The organism is Clavibacter lycopersici, from assembly GCF_003576405.1.
In the GTDB taxonomy this organism is placed as follows: Bacteria; Actinomycetota; Actinomycetes; order Actinomycetales; family Microbacteriaceae; genus Clavibacter; species Clavibacter lycopersici.
The window spans coordinates 1-6,908 of sequence record NZ_QWGT01000151.1; the positions used below are offsets into that span (position 1 = coordinate 1).

The 6,908-nt window shown below is 74.1% G+C and carries 6 protein-coding genes; 3 read left to right on the top strand and 3 right to left on the bottom strand.

What is annotated here, in order from left to right:
* Positions 1 to 140 precede the first annotated feature (140 nt).
* Positions 141 to 1,157, bottom strand: a complete 1,017-nt coding sequence (locus DZG00_RS10475; protein WP_119381981.1) for a LacI family DNA-binding transcriptional regulator — start codon at positions 1,155 to 1,157, stop codon at positions 141 to 143.
* A 109-nt stretch (positions 1,158 to 1,266) separates the two neighbouring features.
* On the opposite strand from DZG00_RS10475, the gene DZG00_RS10480 reads away from it, so the two are divergent.
* The 3 genes from DZG00_RS10480 (at position 1,267) to DZG00_RS10490 (ending at position 5,083) form a co-directional block, all read left to right on the top strand.
* The gene (locus DZG00_RS10480; RefSeq protein ID WP_233549043.1) at positions 1,267 to 2,538 is read left to right on the top strand and encodes a glycoside hydrolase family 27 protein; all 1,272 of its coding nucleotides are present in this window, start codon (positions 1,267 to 1,269) and stop codon (positions 2,536 to 2,538) included.
* A gap of 167 nt (positions 2,539 to 2,705) precedes the next feature.
* Positions 2,706 to 3,983, top strand: a complete 1,278-nt coding sequence (locus tag DZG00_RS10485; protein WP_233549044.1) for a Gfo/Idh/MocA family protein — start codon at positions 2,706 to 2,708, stop codon at positions 3,981 to 3,983.
* A gap of 53 nt (positions 3,984 to 4,036) precedes the next feature.
* The gene (locus DZG00_RS10490) at positions 4,037 to 5,083 is read left to right on the top strand and encodes a LacI family DNA-binding transcriptional regulator (RefSeq protein WP_119381983.1); all 1,047 of its coding nucleotides are present in this window, start codon (positions 4,037 to 4,039) and stop codon (positions 5,081 to 5,083) included.
* Here the strand turns inward: DZG00_RS10490 and DZG00_RS10495 are convergent.
* Positions 5,080 to 5,850: an ABC transporter ATP-binding protein gene (locus DZG00_RS10495; RefSeq protein WP_119381984.1), complete on the bottom strand. Its 771-nt coding sequence runs from the start codon at positions 5,848 to 5,850 to the stop codon at positions 5,080 to 5,082. The two genes, DZG00_RS10490 and DZG00_RS10495, sit on opposite strands and share 4 nt — an antisense overlap.
* Positions 5,847 to 6,875, bottom strand: coding sequence for a FecCD family ABC transporter permease (locus tag DZG00_RS10500; protein WP_199689811.1), 1,029 nt, complete (start codon positions 6,873 to 6,875; stop codon positions 5,847 to 5,849). Before DZG00_RS10500 ends, DZG00_RS10495 begins: the two co-directional genes overlap by 4 nt.
* Between the last annotated feature and the right edge of the window lie 33 nt (positions 6,876 to 6,908).

Genomic DNA, 6,908 nt, shown 5'->3' on the forward strand with positions numbered 1-6,908 from the left:
CGCCGCGCGGATCGCCGGCGGCATGCGGCTCGACTCGGGCGATGCGGGCACGGGCGCCGCCGGCGCGCGCATGTACCGCGTGCGCGTCGGCTGAGCGCGTGTCCGCTGAGCCCGTGTCCGCGGGAGGCGGGGCGGATCCGTCAGCGCGGCGACGCGGTGCTCTCGCGCACGATGAGCTCGGCCGGGAGGTCGACGTCGTCGGGGGCGGAGGCGTCCTCGATCCGTGCGACGAGCTGCTCCAGCACCGCGCGGCCGAGGCCGCGGAAGTCCATGCGCACGCTCGTGAGGGCGGGCGAGACGACCTGGGAGAAGGTCGCGTCGTCGAAGCCGACGAGGCTCACGTCCTCGGGGACCCGGCGGCCGCGCTCCGAGAGCGCCCGGAGCGCCCCGAGCGCGATGTCGTCGTTGAAGCAGAAGAGCGCCGTGACGCCGTCGTCGAGCGCCCGCAGGGTCGCGTCGTGCGCCTGGAGCGGGTGCCACCCCGTCATGATCACCTCGGGCATGGGAGCGCCGCGCCGCTCGAGGGTGTCGAGGTACGCCCGCGTGCGTCCGCGACCGGACTCCGACGGGTGGTCGACGCTCAGGTGGTGCACCGTCCGGTGGCCGAGGTCCAGCAGGTGATCCGTCGCCAGCCGCGCGCCGACCTCGTCGTCGATGTGCGCGTGCGGCACGCCCGAGAGGTGCGTGCCCATCAGCGTCGCGGACGCGACGGGCAGGTCGGCGGGCAGGAGCTCGAGGGCGCGGCTCACCGGGCTGTCGAACTCGATCCCCACCACGCCCGCGAGCGGCAGCCGGAGCAGCAGGTCCACGGCCTCGCGCGCGTCGTCGGCGTGCCCGGTGCGCACCACGGCGACCGTCACGAGGAGGCCGTGCGCGATGGCCGCCTCCTGGATCCCCTGGATCGTGGAGGCGAACCCGTAGCGCGTCGTGTCCTCCGCGAGGACGCCGACGAGCCGGTTCCTCCCGCTGACCAGCGCGCGCGCCGCCTCGTTCGGCCGGTAGCCGAGCTCGTCGACCGCCCGCGTCACCGCCGCGCGTCGCGCGGCGCTCACCTGCGCGCTGCCGTTGAGCACGCGCGACACGGTGGCGTTGGAGACGCCGGCCAGGCGCGCGACGTCCGCGAGGCCGGGCTGCTTGGCGCGTCGCGGCTCGCTCATCCCCCGACAGTAGCCCCGCGGTGACCCCGTCGACGGCCGCTCCCCGGCGCCCTCGCGCGGCAGCCGGATCCCCCTCGCCCCACCCCGCCCGCACGACGGAAGGACACCGATGACCGCCCTCACTCCCCCCATGGGATGGAACAGCTGGGACAGCTACGGCACGGCCGTGACCGAGGAGGAGGTGATGGCCAACGCCCGGTTCATGGCGGAGCACCTGCTCCCGTACGGCTGGGACACCGTCGTCGTCGACATCCAGTGGTACGAGCCGACCGCGCGCGCCGGCGGCTACAACGAGGATCCGCCGGTCGAGCTCGACGCCTTCGGGCGCCAGATGCCCGCCGTCAACCGGTTCCCGTCGGCCGCGGACGGCGCCGGCTTCGGGCCGCTCGCGGCGGCCGTCCACGACCTGGGGCTCCGCTTCGGCCTGCACATCATGCGGGGGATCCCGCGCCTCGCCGTCGCGCGCGACCTCCCGGTGAAGGGCACGGACACCACCGCAGCGCGCGTCGCGGACACCGCGTCCACCTGCTCCTGGAACCCCGACAACTTCGGGCTCGACCACGACGTCCCGGGCGCGCAGGCCTACTACGACGCGCAGCTGGAGCAGTTCGCGGCCTGGGGCGTCGACCTCGTCAAGGCGGACGACATGCTCAGCCCGTACCACGACCGCGAGATCCAGGCCTATCACCGCGCGATCGAGCGCTCGGGCCGCGACATCGTGCTGAGCCTCTCGCCGGGCACGCACCTCTCGACCGCGCACCTCGACCACCTGCGGGAGAACGCCGAGATGTGGCGCGTGTCCGACGACCTGTGGGACCGCTGGAGCGACGTGCTCGACCAGTTCAGCCGGATGGCGCGCTGGGCGCCGTTCCAGCGGCCGGGCGCGTGGGCGGACGCCGACATGCTGCCGCTCGGCCGCATCGGCATCCGGGCGGAGCGCGGCGAGGACCGCGACAGCCGCCTCACGCTCGAGGAGCAGCGCACCCTCATGAGCCTCTGGATCATGTCCCGCTCGCCGCTCATGTACGGCGGCGACCTGCCCCGGAGCCGACCCGAGACGATCGCCCTGCTCACCGTGCCCGCGATGATCCGGATCCTCCAGCACTCGCGCGACGGGCGGGAGGTGATCCGCGAGGACGACCTGGTGGTCTGGACGGCCGAGGCGACCGACGCGGACGCGGGCTACGTCGCGGTGTTCCAGCTCGGCGACGAGCCCGCCTCGCGGCGCATCCCGCTCAGCTCGGTCGGACGGCGCCCCGGGGCGGGCGACACGGTGACCGACGCCTGGACGGGAGAGCCCGTGGGGCTGGAGGGCGACGCCGTGGTGCTCGACGTGCCGGCCCACGGGTCGCGGGTGCTGCGGTTCGACTCCCGCGCGTGAGCCGGGTCTACTCGTGGCGCACCTGCATCCGGCGTCACGGGCCGCTCAGACCGGGCGGATCCGCATGAGGGGTTTACACGAGTAGACACCACCGGGCAGACTCGACGGACAGCGCCGCCGACGATGCTCCGGCCCCGTCGCGACGACGCTGCCGCACCCGCTGAGCGATGACGCTCATCACCGAAAGGCCGCACATGCTCAACCTCGGGATCGTCGGCGCCGGGCAGTTCGCCGGCTCGTTCGCCACCCTGTTCAAGGTCCACCCCGACGTGGACCGGGTCCTCGTCACCGACCTGCTGCCCGAGCGGGCCGAGGAGCTCGTGGAGCGCGAGGGGCTCGACGGCGCCGTCGAGTCGTTCGACGCGATGCTCCAGACCGACATCGACGCGGTCGCGATCTTCACGCAGCGCTGGACCCACGGACCGCTCGTCGTCCAGGCGCTCCGCGCGGGCAAGCACGTGTACTCGGCCGTGCCCATGGCCTTCTCCGAGGAGGAGATCGCCGCGATCATCGAGGCGGTCCGCGAGACGGGCCTCACCTACATGATGGGCGAGACGAGCTACTACAACCCCGCCACGGTCTTCGCGCGCAAGAAGGCCGCAGAGGGCGCGTTCGGGCGGATCTTCTACGCCGAGGGCGACTACGTCCACGACATGGACCTCGGCTTCTACGCCGCGTACCAGTACAGCGGCGGCGAGGAGTGGAAGCGCACCGCGAGCTACCCGCCCATGCACTACCCGACGCACGCGATCGGCGGCGTCCTCGGCGCGATCCCCGGCCACGCCGTGAGCGTCAGCTGCATCGGCGTGAAGGACGACCGCGGCGACGGCGTCTTCGACCGCGAGGTCAGCCAGTTCGACAACGACTTCTCCAACGCGACCGCGCTGTTCGAGCTCGCCGACGGCGGCGTCATGCGGATCAACGAGATGCGCCGCGTCGGCTACCCGTCGCACATCCGCGAGTCCCGCTTCCGCTACTTCGGCACCGAGGCGAGCTTCGAGCAGATCGCCACGGTCAGCGTCTGGCAGGACAAGGAGGAGGTCACGGACGTCACCGAGGAGCTCACGACGCAGCCGAGCATGTCGCTCGACGACCCGTCGCTCGCGCACGTCGCGCCCGAGCTCCGCGAGGCGTTCGTCTCCGGCTACGCCCCCGTGCACGAGGTCGACCGCCTGCCGGACGTGTACCGCGGCATGCCCAGCGGCCACGAGGGCAGCCACCACTTCCTCGTGGACGACTTCGTCCGCGCGGTCGTCGACGGCACGCTCCCGCCCGTGAACGCCTGGGTCGCGGCCAGGTACACGATGCCCGGCATCGTCGCCCACCGGTCGGCGCTGCAGGGCGGCGAGCGCCTCGACGTGCGCGACTTCGGCGACGCACCCGCCGACCCGGCGGCGGCGTCCCGCGGGGACGACGCGGATAGGATCGCCGCAGGATCCCGCTGACCCGCGCGACGATCGGATCGTCGGGCCCGGCCGGGCGGGGAGGAGCGAGGAGCATGGCGACCTCAGGTCCCCTCCCCCGCGGCCAGGTCACGCGATCCGACGTCGCCCGGTACGCCGGCGTCTCCACCGCGGTGGTCAGCTACGTCGTCAACTCCGGGCCCCGGCCGGTCGCCGAGGCGACGGCCGCCCGCGTGCGCGACGCCATCCGCGTGCTCGGCTACCGCCCGAACGCGAGCGCGCGCGCACTGCGCACCGGCAGCACGCAGATGATCGGGCTCGTCGTGCCGGAGATCGGCAACCCGCACTTCGCCGAGATGGCGGTGGCCGTGGAGCAGTGCGCCGCCCGGCACGGCCACGCCGTGCTGCTCGTGAACAGCGGGAACGACCCGCAGCTCGAGCGGTCGCTCATCCGCACGCTCACGGCCCGCCAGGTCGACGGGATCATCGTCAGCACCGTGCAGCACGACACGACGGTGGTCGACCCGTCGACGCTCGGCGTGCCGGTGGTGCTGCTCAACACGTTCTCGGCGCACGACGGCATCGAGACCGTGGGCGTCGACGCCCGCGAGGGCGCGCGCATCGGCGTGGAGCACCTCGTCTCCCACGGGCACTCGCGCATCGGGCTCGTCATCGGCGGCGCGGAGGTCGAGGCGCGCGAGCGGGGCTGGCACGACGCGACGCGCGCGGCCGGGCTGCCCGACGGCCCCATCGCCCGCGAGTCCTTCACACGCGAGGGCGGCTACCTCGGCGCCCTGCGGCTGTTCGGCGGATCCGACCGGCCGACCGCGCTCTTCGCCAGCTCCGACATGCAGGCCGTCGGCGCCCTCCGCGCGCTCGGGGAGCTCGGGCTGCGGGTTCCCGAGGACGTCGCCGTGGTGTCCTTCGACGGCACGGACGAGGCCGCATACGCCACCCCGCAGCTCACCGTCGTGCGCCAGCCGGTCGAGGAGATGGCCGAGGAGGCGGTCACCCGACTCGTCGCGCCGGATCCCGCGCGCGCCCCGCACCACGCGTCGTTCACGCCGACGCTCGTCGTCGGCCGGTCGTGCGGGTGCGCGCCCGAGCCGGCGGATCCGCCCGAGGACGCCGCCCGCGACTAGAGCGGCGCCGCGTCGAACAGCACGCGGGCGCATCCCACGGCCTCGTCGTGCGTGATGCGCGCCCGCACCCCGTAGACGTCGGCGATGAGCTCCGGCGTGAGCACCTCGCGCGGATGCCCGCCCGCCACCACGCGACCGGCCCGCAGCACGAGCACGGCGTCGCAGAACATCGCCGCGAGGTTCAGGTCGTGCAGCGCGACGACGGTGGTCACCGGCAGGTCCCGCACGAGCGCGAGCAGCTCCAGCTGGTGGCGGATGTCGAGGTGGTTGGTCGGCTCGTCCAGCAGCAGCTCGCGCGGCTCCTGCGCGAGGGCGCGCGCGATGTGCGCCCGCTGGCGCTCGCCGCCGGAGAGCGTGCGCCACGCCTGGTCGGCCTTCGCCTCGAGCCCGACGTGCGCGATGGCCCGGTCGATGGCCGCCCGATCCTCCGCGGTGTCTCCGCCGAGCAGCGTGCGGTACGGCGTGCGACCGAGGCGCACGACGTCGCGCACCACGATGTCGACCTCGGTCTCCCCGTGCTGGGTGACGGTCGCGACCCTTCGCGCGACGTCGCGGCGCCGGATCCCCGCGAGGTCGGCGCCGTCGAGCGTCACGCGGCCGGAGTCCGGCGACGCGGCGCCCTGCAGCAGCTTCAGCAGGGACGACTTGCCGGATCCGTTCGGCCCGAGGAGCCCCACGGTGGATCCGGGTGCGGGCTCCAGCGTGACGCCGTCGACCACGAGCCGGCCGCCCCGCGACCAGCTGACCGCGCGCGCCTCGAGCGTCATGCGCGCCCCCGGTTGCGCATCAGCAGCAGCATGAACACCGGGACGCCGACGAGCGCGGTGCCGACGCCGACGGGCAGCGGCGTCGGCGCGAACGCGAGCCGCGACACCGCGTCGACCCACACCATGAACACGGCGCCGAGCACGATGGTCGCCGGGACGACGCGCGCGTGGCGCTGCCCGAACACCAGGCGCGCCGCGTGCGGGAGCACCAGGCCCACGAAGCCGATGGCCCCGGCGATGCTCACCAGGGTGGCGGTGAGGAGCGCGGTGACGACCAGGAGGATCGTGCGGGTGCGGCCCACGTGGATCCCGAGCGACGACGCGACCTCCTCCCCGAACGCGAACGCGTCGAGGGAGCGCGCGGAGGCGAGGCACACGATCGCGCCGATCGCGACGACGCCGACGCTGAGTCCGACCTCGTCCCAGCGCATGCCCTCGAGTGATCCGAGGAGCCAGAACATGATGCCGCGCGTCTCGTCGGAGTCCGCGAACGCGAAGACCACGAGCGAGGTGAGCGCGGAGAAGAGCTGCGTGCCGGCGACGCCCGCGAGGATCACGCCGGCCGTGCCGCCCGAGGAGAAGCGCGCGAGCAGCAGCACGAAGCCGAACGCCACGAGCGCGCCGATGAAGGCGCCGCCGGACATGCCGATCGCGCCACCGCCGAGTCCCAGCACGCCGATGAGCACGGCCCCGGTGGAGGCGCCGGACGAGACGCCGAGCACGAACGGGTCCGCGAGCGGGTTCCGCAGCAGGGACTGCAGCACGACGCCGCAGAGGCCGAGGCCCGCGCCGCAGGCCGCCGCGACGAGGGCGCGCGGGAGGCGCTCCTGCCAGACGATGGCGTCCTCGGAGACCCGCACCGGGATCTCCGCGAGCCCCGCGTGGTTGAGCAGGATGTCGCGCACGTTCACGAGCGACACGTCGGCCGGGCCGAGCGTGACGGCGACGCCCACCGACAGCGCGACCGCCACGATCCCGAGCGCGACCAGCAGCACCACCCGGAGGGCGTGCGGCAGGGCGCGCACCCGCGCGGCGGCGGACGCGAACGGGGCCCGCTG